The sequence below is a fragment of the Campylobacter sp. CNRCH_2015_1657 genome (assembly GCF_025772685.1).
Classification (GTDB): domain Bacteria; phylum Campylobacterota; class Campylobacteria; order Campylobacterales; family Campylobacteraceae; genus Campylobacter_D; species Campylobacter_D lari_D.
On record NZ_JAKMSO010000005.1, the window covers coordinates 85,677 to 108,274 of the forward strand.

Sequence of the window (22,598 nt, forward strand, 5' to 3'; positions counted from 1 at the left end):
CTAGAAATTCTAGTGTAAATTTTCAATATAAGCTAAAGCGCTAAGCGCTGCAACCGCTCCATCACCTGCTGCACATATTACTTGTTTTGGAGCATCTTTTCTTAAATCACCTGCTGCAAATAACCCTGCTATATTGGTTTGCATTTTAAGATCAACACTAACTTGACCACCTTCTTCCATAGCACATAAAAATTCACCATTGTCTTGTTTTAAGATTTCATTTCTTACATTTAATCCAACAAAGGTAAAGATTCCAGGCACATCAAGCTCTCTTTTAGAACCATCATTAAATGCTATTTTAATTTTATTAACACCCATATTATCACCGCAAACCTCATCAACAACCGCATTTGTGATTAATTCTATTTTGTCATTATTTTTTACTTTTTCAACTGTTGAAGGTGCTGCTCTAAACTCATCTCTTCTGTGGATTAAATACACTTTTGAACAAATATTAGCTAGATACAAAGCTTCTTCTAAAGCAGTATCTCCCCCACCTAAAACAGCCACTTCTTTATTTTTATAAAAAAAGCCATCGCAAGTTGCACAAGTACTCACACCTTTACCAAAAAATTCATCCTCACCTTTAAAACCAGCACGACGCGGAGTAGAGCCTGTACAAACAATAACTGCTTTTGCTTGTTCGTTTTTACCGCCTTCCAATTTTATATTAAAACTTCCATCAGAATTTTTACTAATTTGCTCAACACCTACCATCTCATGTTTTAAACCAAAACGCGTACATTGTTCATTCCAAGGAGCCATAAAAGAAATTCCATCTAAAACTTGAGCAACTCCAGGATAATTTTCTATCTCTGAACTCGAAGTAATCTGCCCACCAGGCATACCTTTTTCAAACATTACAACATTTTTTAATCCACCTCTTGTAGCATATAAACCTGCGCTCAAACCTGCAGGTCCACCACCTATAATAGCTAAATCTAACATGATATTTTCCTTATAGTTTTATTTATAAGTATTATACAAATTTTTCTTTAATTATAAATAATAAAAATTATTAAATAGTAAAAAATATGAAGAAAAGCCACAAAAAGTGGCTTAAGATTATAAAAGTGAGTTTAGTTTATCTGCTAAAGCTTGTTTTGATTGAGCACCAACTAGTTGATCAACCACTTCACCATCTTTAAAGAAAATGATAGTTGGGATAGATCTTACACCAAATTGTGCAGCCAAATCACCTTGCTCATCTGTATTTACTTTACAAATTTTAGCTTTACCATCAAAATCATTTGCAAGCTCATCAATTACCGGTGCAAGCATTCTGCAAGGTCCGCACCATGGAGCCCAAAAATCTACTAAAGCTACACCTTCTTTTGCTTGTGCAAAATTTTCTGTAGTTAAATCAATATATTTTCCCATTTTTTTCTCCTTTGTTTTTTCAAATTCTATTAAAATAGAATAAACATTCCCTTAATAACTAATGTTCTCTAAAAGTTTTATATCATCTTTATATACGCAAAGTAAATCTAGTTGATAATTTTCATCATTTTTATGTTTCATAAAGTAATATTCTATAGTCTTAATAATTTTATTATATTTTTTATTATCCAATCTATATTCTACCTCATAATCACCTTGCGTGCTTTTAACTTCAATAAAATGTAAAATTTTATCTTTTTTAGCAATAATATCAATTTCTCCAAATTTAGAATAAAAATTCCTTTTTAAAATTTCAAATCCTTGTGTTTTTAAAAATTCACACGCTAACTCTTCTCCTTTTTTACCAAAAAGATATTCAAATAATGCCATTACTCTTCTATTCTCATCATAAAAACATCATCTTTTACAAATTCTTGTTCTCTAAGCTTTTGAGTTAAAATTTGTATATTTTTTTCATAAGTTTGATGAGTGATGAAAAATAAAGTGCTATAATCTTGCTTTTCTTTTTTAGGCTTTTGCAAGAAAGTATCGATTGAAATTTGATGTTCACTCATTAATTGTGTGATTTTTGATAAAACTCCTATTTTATCTAATACCTTTAATCTTAAATAATATCTTGTATAAATTTCATCTTTACTTAAAAGTTTATAAGAAGTATCATTTAAATACCCAAAAATAGCACTATTTTTTTCTTTTCTTGCTATATCGATTAAATCAGCTATAACAGCACTTGCAGTTGCCCTGCCACCTGCTCCTGGGCCATAATATAAACTTTCACCCAATACATCTCCATCAATACTAATAGCATTCATTACCCCATCAACTTTTGCTAGTATTTTATCTTTGCTAAGCATGGTAGGATGAACTCTTAATTCTATTTTTTCATCTTTAATCTTAGCAATACCCAAGTGTTTTATGGTATATTCAAATTCTTTTGCAAAATAAATATCCTCATTACTTACTTTGCTAATACCCTCAATCAAAATATCTTCAGGTTTTACTCTTAATCCATAGGCAATATTTGCTAAAATCAAAAGTTTATGCGCTGCATCAAAACCCTCTATATCAAAAGTGGGATTAGCTTCAGCATATCCTAAATCTTGTGCTTTTTTTAACACCTCTTGGAATTTGGTATTATCTTCGGTCATTTTACTTAAAATATAATTGCTTGTGCCATTTAAAATGCCTTTAATAGAAACAATATTATTAGCACTCAAGCCCTCTTTTAAAATTTTAATAATAGGAATTCCACCCGCCACACTCGCCTCATAACCAAAAGCTGTATCTTGTGCTAATTTTTCAAGCTCATAACGATGATAAGCAAGCAAAGCTTTATTAGCAGTTACCACTGCTTTTTTTCTTTTTAAAATTTTTGAAATTATCTCAAAGGGTAAATCAATACCACCCATTAACTCCACAAATACATCAATATCTTCACGCTCTAAAACCTCATCAATATCATTTACCACAGGAATTAATGCATTTGGTTTTGGATTTCTTGCCAAAGCAATTACTGGAATAATTTCTTCATCACATCTTGCTTTAATTAAATCTTGATTTTTTAGCAAAGTCTCTACAACAGCACTTCCTACCGTACCATATCCCAAAATTGCGATTTTCATTTTATTCTCTTAAATATTTTTTTATATTTCTTGCTGCTTGACGAATGCGGTTTTCATTTTCTATTAAAGCTATTCTAACATACTCATTACCCGCTTCACCAAAACCAACTCCAGGACTTACCGCTACATTTGCTTTTTGCAAAAGCTGTTTAGAAAATTCCATACTTCCAAGGTGAGCTTTACTTTGAGGGAGTTTTGCCCAAACAAACATACTTGCATTAGGTTTTTTCAGCTCCCATCCTGCCTGAAAAAATGAATCAAGCAAGACTTCTAATCTTTTTGCATAAGTTGCCTTAATCTCTTCAACACAAGTTTGATCTCCATCTAAAGCTATAGTAGCAGCAACTTGTATAGGAGTATACATACCATAATCAAACCAAGACTTGATTTTTTTCAAAGCCGCAATTAAGCGTTTATTACCCACTACAAAACCTACACGCCAACCTGCCATATTGTAAGACTTTGAAAGTGTATAAGTTTCTACCGCTACATCTTTAGCACCTTCAACTTCAAAAATAGAAGGGGTTTTATAAGAACCAAAAGTCAAATCTGCATAAGCAATATCAGAAATAATATAAAATCTTTCTTTTTTTGCCATTGCAACTAATCTCTCATAAAAACTTCTTTCCACAGTGACTGTTGTAGGATTGTGCGGAAAATTTACTACTACATATTTTGGACGTGGAATACTTTCATGTAGTGTTTTTTGTAAATTTTCAAAAAAAGTATTTTCATTTAATTCATAATTTTCATTAAAATCAAAATTCATAGTTGCTACATTACCACCTGCTATGATAAAAGCTTGAGTATGTATAGGATAAGCAGGTGTAGGTACAATAGCTACATCTCCTGGGTTAATAACGGCTCTTGCTAAATTTACAAAGCCTTCTTTAGAGCCCATCGTTGCAACTACTTCACTTTCAGGATCTAAATCAACATCGTATTTTCTTTTATACCAATTACAAATTGCAAGTCTTAGTTTATAAATTCCACTCGAAGCAGAATAACCAGAAGTTTTTTCTTTATTTGCACTTTCGCAAAGTTTATCTATAATGTGTTGAGGAGTTTTACCATCAGGATTTCCCATAGAAAAATCTATTATATCCTCCCCTGCTCTTCTTGCTGCCATTTTAATCGCATTAACTTCAGCAAAAACATAATTTGGAAGTCTTTCTATGGTATTAAAATGAATTTCTTCAAACATTTTCCATCCTTTTTAGCGTCTTAAGTAAATCTTTAAACCCCTTTTTATGTTATCAAGGCTAAACATATCGCCAATGATAGCATATTTTGCACCCAATGGGATATTTATATTAATTTCATTTTGTTTGTGTGTGTTTTCTATACCTTGAATAAAATTTAAATTTTTATCTAAAAATTGAATTTTACAAAACCAAGAATCAAGATTGTGCGCACTAAGCTCTATGCTTTTTGCTCCTTGTAAATCAACAATATATTCCCTTAAAGGCTTATTTAATTGAGTGATGGTATTTAGTGGAATTTGAGTATTAACTTTAGGTTTTGCTTTTGAAAAATCTAGCTCATACTCATAATTTAATTCTGAAATTTTAGAAATATCTTTAATAAAAACAGAGCTTGATAACAAGGCTTTATAGAAAACTCCTGGATCAAGCATATATTGAGAATCTACAGCTAACTTATAGGTAATATAATTTTCCCTTAAAGTTAATTCAGTTGGTATAAAATACACATAGCCTAATTCGTTTAAAGTATCATTAATAGTTTTAAAAAATAAAACAGAATCAGCTTGAGCTTTAAAACTAAAAGTTAGAGTTTTTGGCTCATTTAATATAAAATTTGCCAAAGAATTAGTTTTTAAAATTTGAGAAATAGTGTAAATATCTACATTTCCGCGTTCATCTTTATAATCATTCCTTGCAAACAAAAGCTCTAATTTCGCATCTTTAGAATTATCATTAACAATATGTTTTGCAACTTCTAAAGCACTTAGTGCAAAAGCGTTAAGAGTAAAAAAAATGGAAAATATTAAAATTCTTACCATAATTTTCCTCTATTTTCTTTGATAAATTCAGCTTTTGTAATTTGTTTGATTTTACCATCTTTAATCATTAAAAATTTAGACACACCGTTTTTAAACTCTAAAGTATTATTATTTTCATCGTTTAAGCTAAAAGCAGCGTGGCCTGTGGTAATTAACATATCTTTATCCAAAGGTAAAACATAATCATTTTTAATAGTTAAAGAGCTCTTTCTAAAAGTTTTTAAATCCACCATACCAAGCCAAAGCTCTGCACTTGGTTTTATAATGCTTTCATTGAGTAAAATGATATTTTCTTCAGGCATATTTGAGCTAGCATTATCTTCTAATGTTTTTTCTGTATTATTGTTCTCGCTTATTGGTTCTAAAATAGTCGCGTTTGTTTCATTATTTTCCATAGCATCATCAGCAAAAAAATTAAGAACTGGTGTTTCATTTTCATCAACTTTTTCTTCTAAAACAACCTGCTCTTGATTTAATACATTGGTAGTATTTTCATCTAAAGTAGAACTTTGAAAAAATCTTGAAACACCCCAGGCCAAAGCTACTATCAAAAGTACTACTACTATAATCACAATATACCATACACTTGAGCTTTCTTTGGTATATGAGTTCATTCTAGGTGAAATATGCACATGATTTTTTTTCTCAATACCATTTTCTTCTAAATAGGCATGATATTCTTCTAAAAAATTAGAAAAGTCAAGCTCATACTCTCTTTGTAAAATTTTAATAAAGCCATTTACATTAAAGCGGGATAAAGACTTAAAATCTTTCTTAATGATATATTCAAGACAAGCTATTTCTATTTGTGTTCTTTTTTGAACTTCTAACAAATTTAAATCTTCTAATTTTTTCCAACTATCCATTTTTCATCCTATCGCAAAGTATTGCAAATGCTGCACTAACATTTAAACTATCAAAATCATTGTGCATTTTTATACCTACGCACTCATCGCATTTTTTAAGCACCTTTGGCGCTATACCAAAACCTTCACTTCCCATAATCAAAACTTTTTTATCTTTAGCCTTGATAGTATGTATATCACTACCTCCGCTTGCACTAGCATAGATATAAAAACCTTTTTGTTTTAACTCATTTATCATGCTTAAAATATCATCATTTAAGACTATTTTCATATCTAAAGCTGCTCCACTACTTGCACGAATAACTCCATCCATAGCCACGCTTTTAGCTACCAAAATAACCCCATCAGCACCTAAAGCATAAGCACTACGCACGATAGCACCTATATTTCCAACATCGCTAATATTATATAAAATAACTATAAAATCTTTTTCTTTTAAACTCTCAAAAGAGCTAAATTCAAATTCATCAATTTCCATTAAAAAACCTTGATGATTTCCACCTCTTGCCAAGCTTTGTGCGGCTTTAAAATCGAGTTTTTTAATTTTTTTTGATGCCCTTGTTATTTTTGAAAAATCAGCTTTTTCACATTCTTTCGCTAAATAAATTTCTTTAATTTTTTCTTCATGCTTTTCTAAGATATAAAAAAACACTTGCTTACCATAAACTATCATTTTTAAATAATAACCAAATTCAACTTAAAAGCAGTTTTTGATAATTTTCTTTTGGAGATTTTGCATTGATTTTCGAAAGAAGTTTTGCCTTTGCCTTTAAAGATAAATCAAGCTCATAAACATCTTGCTCACACAAGGTATTTTGATGAAATTGCTTTTCTTTAGCATTTACCACTGCACACCATTCACCGCGTAAATCCATTGTTTTTAATTTTTCCAAAACCTCTAAAGCTTCTGCTCTAAATTTAGTTTCAAATTTCTTTGTTGCTTCTTTTATGATAAAAATTTCTCTTAAAGGATCAATTTTACTAATTTCTTCTACTAAATTAAGTATTCTAGTGGGTGCTTCATAAACTATACTAGGATAAGGATTAAGTATTAAATTTTCAATATCTTTTTGTCTTTGAGGATTTTTATTGGCCAAAAAACCCATAAAAATAAATTCTTTTTTACAAAATGCACTTGAAACCAATGCAAGCAAAGCAGCATTTGATCCTGTTAAGACTTCATAGTCAATATTGTTTTTAATAGCATATTCGATTAAAAATTGCCCCGGATCGCTAATACCTGGCATACCTGCATCACTTAAATATGCAATATCTTGTTTAAAAAAATCCTCATCTATTTTTGCTAAAAAATCTTTTTCATTATGAGTATGTAAAGCTATATATTTATCAGGCTTTATTTCTAAATTAAATTTTTCATTAAGAAGATGAATTAAAGATTTGCAAACTCTTGTATCTTCACATAAAAAGAGCTTGCATTTTTGTAAAATTTCTAAAGAATGAAAAGAAATATCGTTTAAATTTCCTATGGGCGTAGGAATAAAATATAACATTATTGCATTGCGTATTTTTTCTTAAATTTCTCTACACGACCCGCAGCATCTACGATTTTTTCACTACCTGTAAAGAATGGGTGGCAGCTTGAACAAATATCAACTTTAATTTCTGATTTATTTGACTTAGTAGTAAAAGAATTTCCACAAGCACAACTAACTTTACACTCTACATATTCTGGGTGAATTTCTTTCTTCATTGTTTATCCTTTTTCAAAACATTAAGGCGTAATTATATAGATTTTTATATAAAAAATAGCTAAATTTAAGCATGCTTTTAAATTATAAATTTTGAAGCAACCCCTATAAGTGCTGTTTGTGCTTTAAGTATATAGTTGGCTTGTAATTTTGCTCTTTTTATATTTATTTCTCTTTCTTTTTGCGAAAATCCGCCTTCAGCCCCAACCAAAAATACATATCTATCGGGATCAAAATTCATCAAATCTTTACCTTCAAAATCTATCAAAACAATATTTTCATAAGCTTGCTGAAATTTTTTAAAGTCATCAAAACTTTCAAGTTCCATTAAAGAAGCACGACCGCATTGCTGGGATGATTCTATAAGAATTTTTTCCATTCTTTTAAAATCTAATTTAAAATTTTTTTGCGAGTATTCCATATACACAAAAGAAAGTTTTGCTACTCCAAGTTCATTTAAAAAAGGTAAAGTTTTTTCTATAACCTTTGGATCAATCACCGCCAAAGCTAAATGTATATATGTTTTTAATTCTTGTTTTTCTTCTTTTTTGTCAAGTAAATTTAATACGCAAGAGCGTCTAGAAAGCTCTATGCATTCATAAGTGTAAGTATAAAAATCTTTCAAATTCTTTAATATAATTTTATCACTCACTTTAATTCTTCGAGCCTTTAAGTGCAAAAAGGCTTCATTTTCTAGCTCTAAACTTGCAGTACCACTTTGTGGGTGATATAAAAATTGCATTAAAAATAAAACCTCTTAAGTAAATAAGGTACAAAAAGTAAGAATATACCTAAACACAAAATAAAAAAACTTAAAAATCTAAATTTAGCATAGCGTTTAAACAATCTTGCTTTTTTAAATAAAACAAATTGATAAATAGCCAAAGCAAAAATCAAAATCCAACAAAACCACATAGAAAGCACATAGAAATTAAATTCAAAATGCTTTAAAGCCCATAACAAACTTCCAGTAAAAAGTGTAATTGCTAAAAACAAATAATAAATTGGCAAAAATAGACGAATTCTTTTTATAAAGATAAATTCTTGTGAGAAGTTACTTTGAGTCAAATACAAATAAAACAACATTAAAAAACCATTTGTATATAAACTATACACATGCAATGCTAAAAAAAATTCATAACTTTGATCCATTATTGTCCTTGTGTATTATTTTCATCTTGTATATCATCATCAACAGGTATAGGAAGTGTTTCATCATCTATAATGACATTAGAATCACTTTGTTCAATCTGAACTTGCTCGGTTTGTATTTCTTTTTTTATATTTTTATTCTCTTGATTTGAACAAGCCATAAAAAGCAATATTGGCACAATCAATAAAATCTTTTTCATTACACCTCCTTTTGATTGATAAAAACAAAATTTACATCTTGAAGTTTTTCAAAAAAATCTTTGTCTTTCCATTCATCTCTTATAGCTTGTGAAAAGTCAATATCTGCCAAATCAATCTTTGGTAAAAATTCACTATAAGCATCTTCTCTAAAACCTTGTGCATAACCTGTTCTTGTTTCATGCACAATAATGCTTTTTAAACTAACACCTTGCTCACCATTGACCATCTTAGTCTTTAAAAGCAAAGTATCAATCAGTACAAAAAATATGCGTACAAAATTTTCCGCACTTACATTCACAGGTAAACTCACCCATCTTTGCGAGTGCTTTTTCATATCTTCTAAATAAGCTTTATCATCATCTTTAAAAAGCGTAATAGCATGATCAAAACTATCAATAATTTGTTTTATCTCATCTTTTAACAAACCAAAATCATACACCATTCCAGCATTATCAAGGTATTTACTCTCAAGTAAAATTTCTACCTTATAAGAGTGGCCATGTATGCTTGTTTTACATCGCTTGGAGCTACAAAATCTAACAATATGAGCATTTTCAAATTCAAATATTTTTCTAATAATCATACGCCTTCTTTATCTCCCCAAATTCTAATATGCAATCTATCGGAGTAATTATATCCATTTTTTATACAAAATTCAGCAACACTTAAGGCGTTTTTGGAAATTTCTTCTTCATTTGACCCCATAGGCATACAAAAAACATCATTTTTACAAACTTGTAAAATTTCATTGATTTCTTTTAAGGCTTTATTTTCTTGTAAAAAATCCTTATCCAAAACAAATTTATAAAAACTTTCCTTAGCATAATTTTTAAAAGCTTTCAAAGCTTTTTCATTAATTCTTTTTTCTTTTTTTACACCACTATTGCTAAGCTTTACTCCTAAAGCAAAATAACATTTTTTATACAAAGGATATTTTTCAAAATCAATTTCAATACTTGCATTTGTTTCAAAATGCACCATAAAATCATTTTCTAAAAGTAAATTAATAAAACACAAAAAATCTTTATTTTGATAATTTAACAAAGGCTCACCACCCGTAATTACAACTATAACTTTGCGTGAATTTGCTAGCTTCAAAACCTCATCAAAAAGCTTTGTTGAAGTATATGTTTTATAACAAGTTTTAAATTCTTTAGTAAAAACAGCTCTTATAGTATCACAGCCCAAAAGTATTTTAGAATCTTTTTCTTTTTTTACTCCAAAGCCTGCGCAGTTAAAATTACACCCGGCAAATCTTACAAATATAGCCAAATTTCCACTATATTTTCCCTCACCTTGCAAGCTTAAAAAAGTTTCAACAACTTCCATTATCCACCTGTTTGATAAAAGGCTCTTGTAGAACTTTGATTGGCATCATTTTCTGCCCATCTATTTTTTTCTGATTTATTTTTTATCACGGTTTTTAAAACTTCACAAGCACTTGCTATGTCTTTATTGCGTATAGCTTTTTTAATACTTAAAGCCTCATCATAATATAAACAAGGTATTAAAAGCCCTTCGGCTGAAAGCCTTATACGGTTACAACTATCACAAAAATCATGGCTATGTGGATCAATAATGCCAAACTCATACCCATCTTCAAGTTCATAAATAGTCGCAGGTGCATTTGGACTTTTTTGTCCTTGTTTAAAAGAATACTTTTGAGCAATGATATTTAAAATTTCTGTTGATTTTAAGCCTTTTAAATCTCCATAAGCATGATAATTTTCCATAAATTCTATAAAGCGAATTTGGCTTTTGCGTGCTTTGGCAAATTCTAAAAGATCGATAAATTCACTATCATTAATCCCTTTAAGAGCTACGGTGTTAAATTTAATATTAAAACCTAATTCTAAAGCCTCATTAATACCATTTAACACATCTTTGAGTATGTTTTTTTGAGCTAATTTAAAGGCCACTTCTTCTTTTAAAGTATCCAAAGAGATGTTAATTCTTTTTAAGCCCGCTTGTTTTAAATCCTTTGCTTGTTGTTTTAATAAAGAAGCATTAGTAGTAAGCGCTAGATCTATATCTTGCTTATACTCACTAATCATAGCAATAAATTTATGCAAATCTTTTCTTACTAAAGGCTCACCGCCTGTAATACGAATTTTCTTAACTCCTTCATCAATACAAACTTTAACAAACATAAAAAGCTCTTCAAATGATAAAAGATTTTCCTTAGCACTCCATTCAAATGGAGTTTTTGGCATACAATAAAGGCAACGAAAATTACATCTTTGTGTTACTGAAATTCTTAAATAATCGATCACTCTTCCATAGCTATCTACTAACATCAAAGGCCTTTATAATAATTTATTAAATTTTAAAATAAGCTCAACCCTGCCCATACCTATACGCAAATCTTTTGCAATTTGCTCTATGGATTTTTTTTGATTAAAAAGTTCTATGACTTTTTGCTCTTCATTATCATAGCTTGGGCTTAATTTTGTAATACTTTGGGTTTTTTGTTCTAAATTTAATAAACGATTTTTTTGCTCACTTTGAAATTCTTCAATTACTTCCTCTACTTCTTTTAAAGCACTTAAAATAGGAATAATATTTTGATTGATTTTTTGTTCTAGCACCTGCAAAAGTTCTTCTTTTAATTCTTCTCTTATGGCTTCAGTGTCTATTTCTTCTTTTTCTTGCTCTTGCTCATCTAAACTTTCTTTTTTTAAATAATGATATTGTTTATTTAAATCTTCTATCATTTTACCAAGCTCATTAATCTTAACAATACTTTCTTTTTCTTTAATCATCATATAAGCAAACATAGCAAAAATTAATAAAGCTACAACTAGCCACAATAATAAATCACTATCCATTTTCTTGCTCCTTTAAAATTTTAATCATTGCTCTTTGCATATTTGCTACAAAATTATCATACACGAGCTCATCTTCTGCTTTTATTTGTGTGATTTTTGCTTCATTCTCATTTAATGCTTTAAAAAAAATACTAATTTTTTGACCATTTAAATTAAATCTAGCATAATAATCTTCATCTTGCATTAAACACCTATCTTTAAATTGAATATGTGTAAAATTTACCCCAATCACAAAAGATTTATATTTTAAATTAACAAATAATTTTGTTTTATTAATATCATTTTTTATCAAATACAATTCTTGCTTTAAATCCATAAGCAAATCAAAAATCAACTGCTCGCCATCGCTAAATTCTACCCTTGAAGCAAGCTTTTTCCATTTGCTTAAATTGACATAATTATTACTTGAAACATATTCTTGCAAAAACTCTTCATATCTTTCTGTGCTCTCTTCAAATTCTAATTCCAAAGAACTTTTAAAAAATTTCATCTCCATAAAAGATCAACCCATATAAAAATAAAAAACACTATACTTAAATACCCATTTAAAGTAAAAAATGCTTTGTCAATTTTTGCAAAATTCTTTCTAACAATGCGGTGCTCAAAAAATAAAATAACAGCACTAACAATCACACCTAAAAATGCAATATTTCCTGTTGGAGCTACCCAAACAAATAAAAACCAAAAAAGCACTGCTAAAATATGACAAAATGCTGAGATGAACAAGGTTGCTTCAAGCCCAAATTTAGCAGGTATAGAGTGCAAGCCTGTCTTTTTATCATACTCCATATCTTGCAAAGCATAAAGTAAATCAAAACCAGCTGTCCAAAAAGTAACACCCAAACACAAAATAACACTATAAATTTCAATACTTGCCAAAACCACAATACTGCCTGCAATAGGAGCAAGTCCTAAGCAAAATCCTAATACTAAATGCGCTAGGGATGAAAATCTTTTAAAGGCTGAATAAATAGCTAAAATAAACAATACCGGCAAAGAAAGAGCAAAGGCTAGTTTGTTGATAAAATAACTTGCCAAAACAAAAATAATAGCATTTAAAATAATAAAAAGTAAAATGCTAGTTTTACCTATACGACCATCGATATTAGGTCTATTTGCACATCTTGGATTGTTTCTATCAATGTCCTCATCCATCAAACGATTGATTGCCATTGCAAAATTTCTTGCACTTACCGCGCAAATAACACCCAAAAACAAAGCTTTAAAACCAAACCAAGTGCTATCATTTAAAATAACAGAAGCTACAATCATCGAAACAAACAAAAATGGTAAAGCAAAAATAGAATGCTTAAAAACAATCAAGTCCAAAATATCTTTTAATTTTTCTTTTAATAAAGGCATTTTTTCTCTTTATAATATATTTTTGTTATGATTTTACTAAAATAATTTTAAATTTAGGATATTTTTACGATGTTTTTTGAATTTGCACTCATTGGAACTACTGCAAGTGGCAAAACAGAACTTGCTAACAAACTAGCTTATGAATTTAATGCAAGTATTTTAAGCCTTGATAGTCTTTGCGTGTATAAACAAATCAACATCGCTTCAGCCAAAACAGAGCAAAAAACCTTAGATGAGCTTGATTATTTTGGCATAAATTTATTAAATGTCAATGAGCATTTTAACATCGCTTTGTTTTTTGAAGAATACAAAAAAGCAAAAGCCTTTGCTCAAAAAAACAATCAAATGCTTATCATCACAGGTGGAACTAGTTTTTATTTAAAAGCTTTAATGGATGGCTTGAGTGAAAATTTCAAAGAAAGTCAAAGCACGCTAGGTAATGATGAAATTTATCATTTAATGATAAAAATTGATCCACATGCCAAAATAGAAAAAAACGACACCTATCGCTTAAAAAAATGGCTTGGAATTTATGAGCAAACTAATAAAATCCCAAGCGAAGTTTTAAAAGAAACAAAACAAGAAGCTTTAATTAAAAAACTTGATATTTTTGAAATTTCTTGGCAAAAAGATCTTTTGGAAAAACGCATTATTAAACGCACTAAAAATATGCTTGATGAGGGTTTAATAGATGAAGCTAAAATGCTATATAGTAACTATGATCATCATTTAAAAGCACTAAATTCCATAGGCTTAAAAGAATGTAAAGATTTTTTAGATAAAAAAATAAATTTAAACGAGCTTGAAGAACTCATCATCATTCACACAAGACAACTTGCCAAAAGACAAAGAACTTTTAATAAAAAATTCAACAAAGAAATTTTAGATTTTCAAAACGCTTATGAAAATTTAAAAGCTTATATTTTAAAAAAACATCAAGGCTGAGTGTTTAAGACATTTAATTTATCTTTACATAAATTTTGCCAATTGCTTGTTGTGTTAATATCTATACAATTTTGCAAACTTTGCTTTTGATTTTGCATATCTTTTAAATCTTCATAAATATTACTTTGCATATAAAAAGCTCTTGCGCGCTCATCATCTTTTAAAGGATTAGCAAGCAAATCTTTAAACAAAGTTAAGGCTTGTTGAGCTTGATTGTTTTGTTTTAAAGCTTTGATATAGATAAATTCTAAATCCGGACTAAAAAGATTTACTCCTTTTAAATTTTGATAATCAATAGCCTTTGGAGCATAAGTTAAAATACTTGTTAGAAAATTATTTTTTTCACAATAACGCAAAAACTCATAATATAATTCCACCATACGATAATTCATAGGAAATTGCTCTAGTTTTTGCAAAGTTCTTATCATAGCATTATAATCTTGCAATTTAAGTTCAGCAAAAAATTTAATATAATTTGCTTCAAATTTTTCATCATCGCTAATAATAGTTCTTGTATTTAAAATATCATTAATTGTTTTTACAACAAAACGATAACGCTTATCTTTAAGCGCTAAATCTGCACTTTGGAGTTTATAAAAAATAATATCATCATTTTCATTTTCAACTATATATTTTTTAGCTTCTTCTATACGAGTAGTACGCTTAAAGCATTCAAGCATTTGTTTTTTATTTTGTATTTTATTTCCCACATCATAGACCTTAAAATCATCATATATTTTAACAGCAGCTAAGCACTCATCATTTTTTAAATTTTGTTCTAAAACTAAAATAGCAGCTTGTTCTAAAAGATTTTTGATTTCTTTGTTGGAATATTTTTCTATGTCTTTTTGATAACTTACAACTTTTTCATAATTTTTTTCTTGAAAATATAATCTCACATTATCAAATAAAGCCATACTAGAAATTTCTCCAGCATACTTTTGCATGATCTCTTCATATCTTTGATGTAAAAAACTTGCATTATTATCTTTTAAATATAAGAAATTTTTATCTTGAGCTTCTTTTATTAAACTCACATATTCACCCAAAGGAAAATCTTCTGTGTAAAGATCTAAATACTTTTGAGCTTTAGTATGTTCATTTGCATTTAACAAAGCCAAAGAAAGATCTTTTAATACTCTTTCATATTCCTTATCGACTTTAGTCAAATGCGTAAAAATATACTCATAAATTTTAGAACTTAAATCATAAATTCTATGATTACTAAAAGCCTTAGCTAAGGATAAAGAATTTTCTAAATCACTCATAAAAAATTCAGGATTTGACTCTAAAATTTTACTTGCTAACTCCTTGGCTTCTTTTGTATTTTGCGCTTCTAAATAATTTTTAGACAAAAATAAAGCAGCTCTACTAGCTAAATCTGCATTCGGAGTAGAATAATATACATCTTGATAAATATTATTTGCTATATTTTTTTTACCCAAATGATATAAATAATCTGCATAATCAAGTAAAGCTATTATAGTATATTTATCGTCTTTATGCTCAGTACTTAAAGTATCAATAATATAATCAACATTAGACCTTTGAGATAAGCCCATATAAACTCTCATCATGATATACATTACTTCCGTATAATCTTTATCATTAATATAAGTTCTCACCCATCTTTTAGCATCATCTAGCATTTGCTCTAAAATTTGTTGATCTTTATCAAGCTCATAGGTATAAAGCTTATTTTGCGCTCTTAATTTATAAAGCTCAAATTCATTCATAAATACACTACCTTGATAACGCTTAATAGCATTAACAGCATCTCGTAAAACTTGATCGTATTTTTTGGCTTCATATTCTTGTTTGATATTAAAATATGCATTAAAATCTGCACTTTTTGAAGTTTCCATAGGATTAGAATTTAAATCCAATGCTCCAATATAAGGCATTAATGCATCATCAAAATAAATATCAAAATCAAGTCCATCGCTAGGTTTATAATACCTTAAATCCTTAGTAAAAATAAACACAAAATGTTTAGAAGTATCTCCATTTTGACTTTGAATTTCTTTAGCATTAAAAATATCTTGAGAATAATTAAACATTTTAGCTAAAATTTTAGGATATATTTTAATTGTCAAAAAAGTTTGGTGTTTTTCAAAATAAATTGTAAAATCATCAAATTCTTTATTTTGAAATTGCATATTACTAACGCCCAAAACATTACACTCAAAATGAGTTTTTTCAAATTCAAAAATACTCTTGCAAGTAAAATCTTTATTATCTTTTAAATGCAAAAGTGTAAAGGGACGATTTTGTTCTTCCCCTTTATTAACAATAACTTCAAAAGAAAATATATAATTTATGCTTAATAATAATAAAAATAAAATCCTTATCATGAGCGTGATTATAGCAATATTATTTCACAAAAGCAAAAACGCACATGATAAGCTTCCAATAAAACATAAACTTAAAATAATCTTTTGCCTAATATCTAAATTTATACTCTTTATAGATTGATTTTTTTTAAAAAAGATATAAATTAAAATTTTCAAATAAGCATAAAGCATGATCATAGAACTTAAAGCTATAGCAAATATAAGTACATAATAGCCTGAATTTAAAATAGAAGCTAAAATTAAAATTTTACCCCAAAAAATCCCAAAAGGTGGAATTCCTGCTATACATAAAATAAACATAGCTAATATTATAGATAATACGGGTCTTTGATCAAATAAGCCAGAAAAACTTTCAAATGAGCTTTTTTGAAATAAACTTAAGATTAAAAAAATTCCATAGTTTGCAAAAGCAAAAGAAACCCAATAAACGAACAAGGCAAAAATTGAAAGCAGGTAAGAAGTTCCATCTCCTTGAGAACTCACACTCATACTAGAAACAATAACAGCCAATATAAAAGAAGAATGAGTAATAGAGCTATATGCAAGCATTTTTTTTGCATCTTTTTGAATTAAAGCCACTATGCTTACAGCAAGCATAGAAAAAATTGCTAACGATGCGACTATGTATTCAAATTTTACTCCACCGCCTAAAGCAGAAAAAATTCTTAAAACTACTATTATCATAGCAATTTTTGGAACAATAGATATGAAAGCTATAAAATTTGTATGAACTCCACAATATACATCTTTTAGCCAAAAATGAAAAGGAGCGATAGAAAGTTTTACTCCAACAATAACCAAAAACATTACTCCAGCACATAATAATATAGGATCTGAAATATATTCAGAATGCAATAAATTATCCAAATCTAAAGACTTTGTTTTTAAATACACAAAAGCACAAGCAAAAACAAAAAATCCAGCCCCTACTGCAGCTAAGGCAAAATATTTTATGCTAGAACTAATAGCATTATGAGTTCCTCTTAATGCTATTAATGTATAAAGAGCTAAAGAAGATCCTTCTAAAGCTAGGAAAATCACAATCAAATTAGTACTTGAAACCATTAATATTAAGGAAGCAACCATAAACAAAAATAAAGAAAAAAATTCTGCTCTTTGCTCATCTTTGTCTATAAGCAAATAAAGCATAGAAAAAAACAAAATAATTATTTGTGCAAAAATTGCATAATTATCGCTTACAAATAAACCAAAAAAAGCATGAGAATTATCTAAAACAAAACCATTATAAAGCAATAAAAAACACAAAGTACTAAGCAAAGCTATAACACTTGCTCCTATATAAAAATTTCTAGAAAGTTTTTTAAATGCACTCAATAAAAGTAATGCAATAGCCCAAAAAAGCAATGACAACACAGGAAATAATAATACAAAATTTAATTTTTCTAAACTAAAACCACTCATTAAAAACCTCTTATACTATCTATGATTTTTTGATTTTCTATGGCGATATTTCTTGTTTGCATAACTTCAAGAATACTATTTACATTAGAAGCAATTTGATCTAGCATAGCACTTGGAGCTACCCCTAAATAAATCACTAATGCACTTAAAATACTTAAAACAAAAATTTCACCTTTTTTAAGCGTAAATTTACTGCACACTTCTTCTTCGCAAGTAGTAAAAAACATATTTCTATAAATATTTAGCATATAAATAGCTCCTAAAACGATTACACCGCCCGCAAATAATGCATACCATAAATTTACACTTGCCACACCTTGCAAGATCAAAAACTCACCTACAAAGGAAATAGTCAAAGGCAATGAAATAGATGAAAACAACAATACTGCAAAGAAAAAGCTAAATAATGGGGCTGTTTTAGCTAAATTTTTATAAAAGTCTAAATCAAAAGTATGATATCTTTTGTAAAGCATATAAGCGGCTAAAAATAAGCCACCTGTTACTATACCATGTGCAAACATATAAAATACAGAACCACTAACCCCATTATAAGTAAAAGTTACGATACCTAAAATTACCACGCCCAAATGCGAAATTGAGCTATAAGCAATTAATTCTTTTAAATCCTTGGCTTTAAAAGCAATTAAGGCTGCATATAAAATTCCAACTATACATAAAATAGCAAGTAAAGAATAATAATGATTCAAAGTATCAGGCGCTAAAGGCAAAATAAATCTTAAAAATCCAAAAGGTGCCATTTTAAAGCTTACAAGCATTACAGATACTAAAGTCGGACTTTTGGTATAAACCTTTGGAGCCCAAGTATGAAAAGGAAATAAAGGACTTTTAATCGCAAAAGCAATAAAAAATCCTACAAATATTAGATTTTGTGCATTCTCAGGTATAAAAAATTCACTCTTATACCAAGCTAACAAATCAAAACTCCAATATCCAAAACTTTGATAATACAAAAATCCCACATAAATAATAGCTAAAAGCATAAGCATAGAACCGCAAAATGCATAAATGAAAAATTTAATCCCTGCCTTATAATTATCTGAATATCTACCTATTAAATAAATAAGCGGTATAAGAGAAAACTCCCAAAATACATAAAACAATAAAGCATCTAATGAAGCAAAAAGTCCTACAATGCAAAATTGTAATAAAAATATACTTATTACAACACTTTTATCTTGAATATCCAAACATATAAAAGATAAAAAAATCATAATAGAACAAAGTAATATTAAATAAAGCGCTATAGCATCTACACCTATGTGAAAATTAACTATCAAAGAATTTAAACTAAATTCATAAGCCATGCCACCATCGTAGTTAAATAACAAAAAAACATTAAAAACTAAAATCAAAAAACTAACTAAAATAGCAAAGGACTTGCTATCTTCTTTTTGTAAAAATAAAGCTATAAAAGCCGCAAAAAATGGAAATAACATTAATAAACCGAGCATATTACACCGCCAAAGCTAAACAAAATAAACACACAAAAGCCAAAACTACAATTCTTAAAGCCAAAGAATAATCCTTACCTATACTAAGAACCCTAGCAAATGTTTTAAGGAAAAATGCAATACTATCTACCAAAGCATCTAAAATTTCTTTATCAGCTTTTCTTAAAAATTCACAAAATAAAGCATACTTACTAACAATAAATTGATGATAAAATTTTGGTATGTAGTATTCATTAAACAAAAGTTTGTAAATACTTGTTTTAGAAAGTGATGGTTTAAACCAATTTTTCCAATAAGCTATGATAGCTAAAAGCACTCCAAGTACCGCAGAAACACTTGCAAGTATCATAACTAAAGAATTTTGACCATCAATAAAAGCTAAATTTTTACTTACAAAATCCATAAAGCTATGCTCAAAAAATCCTGCTATAATAGCAAGTAAAGCCAAAGGACTCATCGCAAGCAAAGCTATTTTACTAGCTTCATGGGGATGTTCTTCATGTCTTTTTGGAGTAAAAAATACAAGCATTAAAAGTCTAAAGCTATAAAAAGCTGTCATAAAAGCTGCTATTAAAAGTACTAAAAAAATTCCATGATGATGGCTTATAAAAGAAAATCCTAAAATTAAATCTTTAGAGAAAAATCCTGCAAAAGGATAAATTCCTGCTAAAGCTAAAGAACCTATAAGCATTAAAATAGCACTAAAACGCATACTTTTATAAAGTCTACCCATTTTACTAATGTCAAGCTTATCATTCATAGCATGCATAACATTACCTGCACCTAAGAATAATAAAGATTTAAAAAATGCATGAGTTGTAAGATGAAATAAAGCTATTGCATAAGCTCCAAGACCTGCTGCTACAAACATATACCCAAGTTGAGAAAGCGTCGAATATGCAATAATTCTTTTTAAATCTTTAGCTATCATAGCCATAGAAGCAGCAAAAAGCGCTACAAAAGCTCCAAGTATAGCGATAAAATACCCTACTTCAGGAACTTGTAAATAAAGCTCCCCTGCGCGAATTACCAAATAAACTCCCGCAGTAACCATAGTAGCAGCATGGATTAGAGCTGAAACTGGCGTAGGTCCTGCCATAGCATCAGCAAGCCAAGTATGGAAAGGAAATTGTGCTGATTTACCCATAGCACCTACAAAAAGTAAAAGCGCTATTAAAATCAAAATTACATCATTTTCATGCCCTAAAGATAAAAGGGTAAAAAATTCATCATATTTTAAAGAGTTAAATTCTATATAAATTAAGAAAATTCCTAAAAGCAAAGCCAAATCTGCGATTCTATTCATGATAAATGCTTCATTAGCAGCAAAAGTGTATTTTTCATTATGATACCAAAAACCTATCAAAAGCCATGAGCAAAGTCCAACACCTTCCCAACCTATGAAAAGTCCTAAGAAATTATCACTCATAATCAAAAACATCATAGAAAAAACAAAAAGTCCCAAATAGCTAAAATAGCGATTAAACCCTTCATCATGCTCCATATAAAATATACTATATAAATGCACAAAAGTCGCTACTATACTTACCACATTCATCATAATCAAAGTAATAGAGTCTATTTTAAAACCAAAACTAACATCTACTAAAGATATCCAAGTACCAAGTTCAAAATTAAAATGTACTCCATTATTTAATAAAACAATTGAAGCAAGAGCTGAAAAAGCTATAAATAAAGAAGCTAAATAACCTAAAATAATTTTCTTAGCACTAAAAGCAAAAATACCTAAAATAACAGCTGAAGCCAAAGGAGAAAAAAGTGCAATTAAAGCTAAATTTTGCATTTTATCTCTCCTTTTTCAGCTAAAGAGCTAAGCTCTAATGTTCCTGTTTTTCTATACCATAAAACACAAAGCGCTATCCCAACAGCTACTTCACAAGCTGCAACTCCCATTACAAATAAAGCAAAAATTTGACCTTCTATGTCTTTATGAGAAGCTCCTGCTGTAACTAAAGCCAAATTAGCAGCATTTAATAAAATTTCACTTGAAATAAAAAGCATAATTAAATTTTGGCGTTTTATGATACCTATTAGACCAATGATAAACATCAAAATAGCCACAATGTAGTATTTTTCTAACATCATTGTTCGTCCTTTTTTATATTTTTTTGAGTAAGTGCTATAGCACAAATTAAAGCTATTAAAAGTAAAATTGCCATAAATTCAAAAGCAAGCATATATTTTGTAAATAGAGCAAAGCCTATTTGCTGAGTAGAATCAAGACTATAAACTTCACTAGTTTCATTTAAACCAAACTCATATCCCATAATAATACTAATTAATAAAACAGCACTAAAAATCACGGCAAAAATGAAGATTCTTTTACCTTTTAAACTTTCTTTTACTTTTATAGAAGCATCAAAAAACATCATAGCAAAACTATAAAGACCCAAAATAGCTCCACTGTAAACGATTATTTGAATTGCTCCAATAAATTCAGCATTAAGTAAAAAATAAAATCCACTTAAAAAAACCATAGCCGCAGCCAAAGAACTGATAGCATAAAGCACGCTAGTGCTTAAAACACTAATTAAAAAAAATCCCAACACCAAAACACTTAATAAACAAAAAGCTATCGTTTCAAACATTTTCTTCCTTTGGAGCATCTTGCTGTCTTTGTAAATCTATCTCATAATAATTTGGAGTTTTCTTTACTAAATCATCAGCATCTTTTCTTAAACTACCACTTCCTTCAAACACCACTTGATTTTTAAGCTCATCGATAGGAGTTAAAAAATCTTCCTTTTGACCAAAATAAGATCTTTGCTCTGCGGCATTTTCATATTCTTTACCATGTACAATGGCAAGTTCAGGACAAACATCAGCACAAAATCCACAATAAATACAACGCCCTAAATTAATACTATAATTTTCGACCTTTTTGCGTCCATCTTCACTTAAACTCGTTTCCATTCTTATACAATTACTAATGCAAATTTTTTCACACAAGCCACAACCAATACAACATTCATTTTCACTTTCAATAAAACGCATCAAACGATGAACTGCACGATATCTATCATCTAAAGCAACTTTTTCCATAGGATATTTAATCGTTGCGCTATTGTTTTTTTTAAACATTTCTCTTAATACGACAAACAAACCTACAAAAAGCTCTGTATTTAAAGAACGCTTGATTACTTGTATGAATTTTTCATAAGTATTTTGAGGATTTTTGCGCTCAAAATCTACTTTAAAATAACCTTTTTTCATTGTTTTT

General features: G+C 28.8%; 27 protein-coding genes. 1 reads left to right on the forward strand and 26 read right to left on the reverse strand.

The genetic code is table 11. The annotated features are described in order from the left end of the window. Positions 1-9: 9 nt before the first annotated feature. The 19 genes from trxB to mqnP all read right to left on the reverse strand — a co-directional run bounded on the left by trxB (position 10) and on the right by mqnP (position 13,164). Positions 10-948, reverse strand: coding sequence for a thioredoxin-disulfide reductase (gene trxB / locus L8X27_RS04960; protein ID WP_263671211.1), 939 nt, complete (start codon positions 946-948; stop codon positions 10-12). A gap of 117 nt (positions 949-1,065) precedes the next feature. Next, the gene (trxA, locus tag L8X27_RS04965; protein WP_039619298.1) at positions 1,066-1,380 is read right to left on the reverse strand and encodes a thioredoxin; all 315 of its coding nucleotides are present in this window, start codon (positions 1,378-1,380) and stop codon (positions 1,066-1,068) included. A 51-nt stretch (positions 1,381-1,431) separates the two neighbouring features. Beyond that, positions 1,432-1,770, reverse strand: a complete 339-nt coding sequence (locus L8X27_RS04970; RefSeq protein WP_133319499.1) for a YraN family protein — start codon at positions 1,768-1,770, stop codon at positions 1,432-1,434. Continuing rightward, on the reverse strand, positions 1,770-3,023 hold the full coding sequence (locus L8X27_RS04975; protein WP_133319498.1) for a homoserine dehydrogenase: 1,254 nt from the start codon (positions 3,021-3,023) through the stop codon (positions 1,770-1,772). Before L8X27_RS04975 ends, L8X27_RS04970 begins: the two co-directional genes overlap by 1 nt. A gap of 1 nt (position 3,024) precedes the next feature. Beyond that, positions 3,025-4,227, reverse strand: a complete 1,203-nt coding sequence (locus L8X27_RS04980; RefSeq protein WP_220566550.1) for an LL-diaminopimelate aminotransferase — start codon at positions 4,225-4,227, stop codon at positions 3,025-3,027. Between the two features lie 12 nt (positions 4,228-4,239). Beyond that, complete coding sequence (locus L8X27_RS04985; protein ID WP_263659525.1) at positions 4,240-5,046, reverse strand: hypothetical protein; 807 nt, start codon at positions 5,044-5,046, stop codon at positions 4,240-4,242. After that, positions 5,040-5,912: a hypothetical protein gene (locus tag L8X27_RS04990; protein WP_263671210.1), complete on the reverse strand. Its 873-nt coding sequence runs from the start codon at positions 5,910-5,912 to the stop codon at positions 5,040-5,042. The genes L8X27_RS04985 and L8X27_RS04990 overlap by 7 nt, the downstream gene beginning before the upstream one ends. Continuing rightward, positions 5,905-6,585 carry a 23S rRNA (guanosine(2251)-2'-O)-methyltransferase RlmB gene (gene rlmB, locus L8X27_RS04995; protein ID WP_133319494.1) on the reverse strand — a complete coding sequence of 227 codons (681 nt, stop codon included), beginning with the start codon at positions 6,583-6,585 and terminating at the stop codon, positions 5,905-5,907. The genes L8X27_RS04990 and rlmB overlap by 8 nt, the downstream gene beginning before the upstream one ends. A gap of 19 nt (positions 6,586-6,604) precedes the next feature. Next, complete coding sequence (gene rsmI, locus L8X27_RS05000) at positions 6,605-7,423, reverse strand: 16S rRNA (cytidine(1402)-2'-O)-methyltransferase (RefSeq protein WP_263671209.1); 819 nt, start codon at positions 7,421-7,423, stop codon at positions 6,605-6,607. After that, positions 7,423-7,623, reverse strand: a complete 201-nt coding sequence (gene rpmE, locus L8X27_RS05005; RefSeq protein WP_039664588.1) for a 50S ribosomal protein L31 — start codon at positions 7,621-7,623, stop codon at positions 7,423-7,425. Before rpmE ends, rsmI begins: the two co-directional genes overlap by 1 nt. 77 nt (positions 7,624-7,700) lie before the next feature. Next, on the reverse strand, positions 7,701-8,363 hold the full coding sequence (locus tag L8X27_RS05010) for a 16S rRNA (uracil(1498)-N(3))-methyltransferase (protein ID WP_263662759.1): 663 nt from the start codon (positions 8,361-8,363) through the stop codon (positions 7,701-7,703). Then, positions 8,363-8,773, reverse strand: a complete 411-nt coding sequence (locus L8X27_RS05015; protein ID WP_220566545.1) for a hypothetical protein — start codon at positions 8,771-8,773, stop codon at positions 8,363-8,365. Before L8X27_RS05015 ends, L8X27_RS05010 begins: the two co-directional genes overlap by 1 nt. Further along, complete coding sequence (locus L8X27_RS05020; RefSeq protein WP_133319490.1) at positions 8,773-8,973, reverse strand: cytochrome C; 201 nt, start codon at positions 8,971-8,973, stop codon at positions 8,773-8,775. The genes L8X27_RS05015 and L8X27_RS05020 overlap by 1 nt, the downstream gene beginning before the upstream one ends. Then, positions 8,973-9,557, reverse strand: coding sequence for a 6-pyruvoyl trahydropterin synthase family protein (locus L8X27_RS05025; RefSeq protein ID WP_263664558.1), 585 nt, complete (start codon positions 9,555-9,557; stop codon positions 8,973-8,975). The genes L8X27_RS05020 and L8X27_RS05025 overlap by 1 nt, the downstream gene beginning before the upstream one ends. After that, entirely contained in the window at positions 9,554-10,303 is a 750-nt protein-coding gene (locus L8X27_RS05030) for a 7-carboxy-7-deazaguanine synthase QueE (RefSeq protein ID WP_263665503.1), read from the reverse strand. The genes L8X27_RS05025 and L8X27_RS05030 overlap by 4 nt, the downstream gene beginning before the upstream one ends. Further along, entirely contained in the window at positions 10,303-11,271 is a 969-nt protein-coding gene (gene moaA / locus L8X27_RS05035; protein ID WP_263660453.1) for a GTP 3',8-cyclase MoaA, read from the reverse strand. Before moaA ends, L8X27_RS05030 begins: the two co-directional genes overlap by 1 nt. Before the next feature lie 9 nt (positions 11,272-11,280). Continuing rightward, a complete protein-coding gene (locus L8X27_RS05040; protein ID WP_133319486.1) occupies positions 11,281-11,802 on the reverse strand; it encodes a DUF6115 domain-containing protein in 522 nt (173 codons plus the stop codon). Continuing rightward, positions 11,795-12,292: a hypothetical protein gene (locus tag L8X27_RS05045; RefSeq protein WP_263671208.1), complete on the reverse strand. Its 498-nt coding sequence runs from the start codon at positions 12,290-12,292 to the stop codon at positions 11,795-11,797. Before L8X27_RS05045 ends, L8X27_RS05040 begins: the two co-directional genes overlap by 8 nt. Next, positions 12,289-13,164, reverse strand: a complete 876-nt coding sequence (mqnP, locus tag L8X27_RS05050; RefSeq protein ID WP_263671207.1) for a menaquinone biosynthesis prenyltransferase MqnP — start codon at positions 13,162-13,164, stop codon at positions 12,289-12,291. Before mqnP ends, L8X27_RS05045 begins: the two co-directional genes overlap by 4 nt. Positions 13,165-13,233: 69 nt before the next feature. On the opposite strand from mqnP, the gene miaA reads away from it, so the two are divergent. Further along, positions 13,234-14,109, forward strand: a complete 876-nt coding sequence (gene miaA / locus L8X27_RS05055; protein ID WP_263666593.1) for a tRNA (adenosine(37)-N6)-dimethylallyltransferase MiaA — start codon at positions 13,234-13,236, stop codon at positions 14,107-14,109. Here miaA and L8X27_RS05060 read toward each other — a convergent pair. Genes L8X27_RS05060 through nuoI form a run of 7 tightly spaced genes read right to left on the reverse strand, consistent with a single transcriptional unit; the run spans position 14,100 to position 22,591 of the window. Then, positions 14,100-16,463, reverse strand: coding sequence for a tetratricopeptide repeat protein (locus tag L8X27_RS05060; protein ID WP_263664553.1), 2,364 nt, complete (start codon positions 16,461-16,463; stop codon positions 14,100-14,102). The two genes, miaA and L8X27_RS05060, sit on opposite strands and share 10 nt — an antisense overlap. Before the next feature lie 24 nt (positions 16,464-16,487). After that, entirely contained in the window at positions 16,488-17,885 is a 1,398-nt protein-coding gene (locus tag L8X27_RS05065; RefSeq protein WP_263671206.1) for an NADH-quinone oxidoreductase subunit N, read from the reverse strand. Beyond that, positions 17,885-19,357 (reverse strand): complex I subunit 4 family protein, encoded by a 1,473-nt coding sequence (locus L8X27_RS05070; RefSeq protein WP_263659531.1) that lies wholly within the window; start codon positions 19,355-19,357, stop codon positions 17,885-17,887. Before L8X27_RS05070 ends, L8X27_RS05065 begins: the two co-directional genes overlap by 1 nt. Before the next feature lies 1 nt (position 19,358). Next, positions 19,359-21,161 carry an NADH-quinone oxidoreductase subunit L gene (nuoL, locus tag L8X27_RS05075; protein WP_263671204.1) on the reverse strand — a complete coding sequence of 601 codons (1,803 nt, stop codon included), beginning with the start codon at positions 21,159-21,161 and terminating at the stop codon, positions 19,359-19,361. Continuing rightward, positions 21,149-21,460 carry an NADH-quinone oxidoreductase subunit NuoK gene (nuoK, locus tag L8X27_RS05080; RefSeq protein ID WP_087699810.1) on the reverse strand — a complete coding sequence of 104 codons (312 nt, stop codon included), beginning with the start codon at positions 21,458-21,460 and terminating at the stop codon, positions 21,149-21,151. Before nuoK ends, nuoL begins: the two co-directional genes overlap by 13 nt. Then, positions 21,460-21,966 carry an NADH-quinone oxidoreductase subunit J gene (locus L8X27_RS05085; protein ID WP_263660448.1) on the reverse strand — a complete coding sequence of 169 codons (507 nt, stop codon included), beginning with the start codon at positions 21,964-21,966 and terminating at the stop codon, positions 21,460-21,462. Before L8X27_RS05085 ends, nuoK begins: the two co-directional genes overlap by 1 nt. Then, positions 21,959-22,591, reverse strand: a complete 633-nt coding sequence (nuoI, locus tag L8X27_RS05090) for an NADH-quinone oxidoreductase subunit NuoI (RefSeq protein ID WP_133319477.1) — start codon at positions 22,589-22,591, stop codon at positions 21,959-21,961. The genes L8X27_RS05085 and nuoI overlap by 8 nt, the downstream gene beginning before the upstream one ends. Between the last annotated feature and the right edge of the window lie 7 nt (positions 22,592-22,598).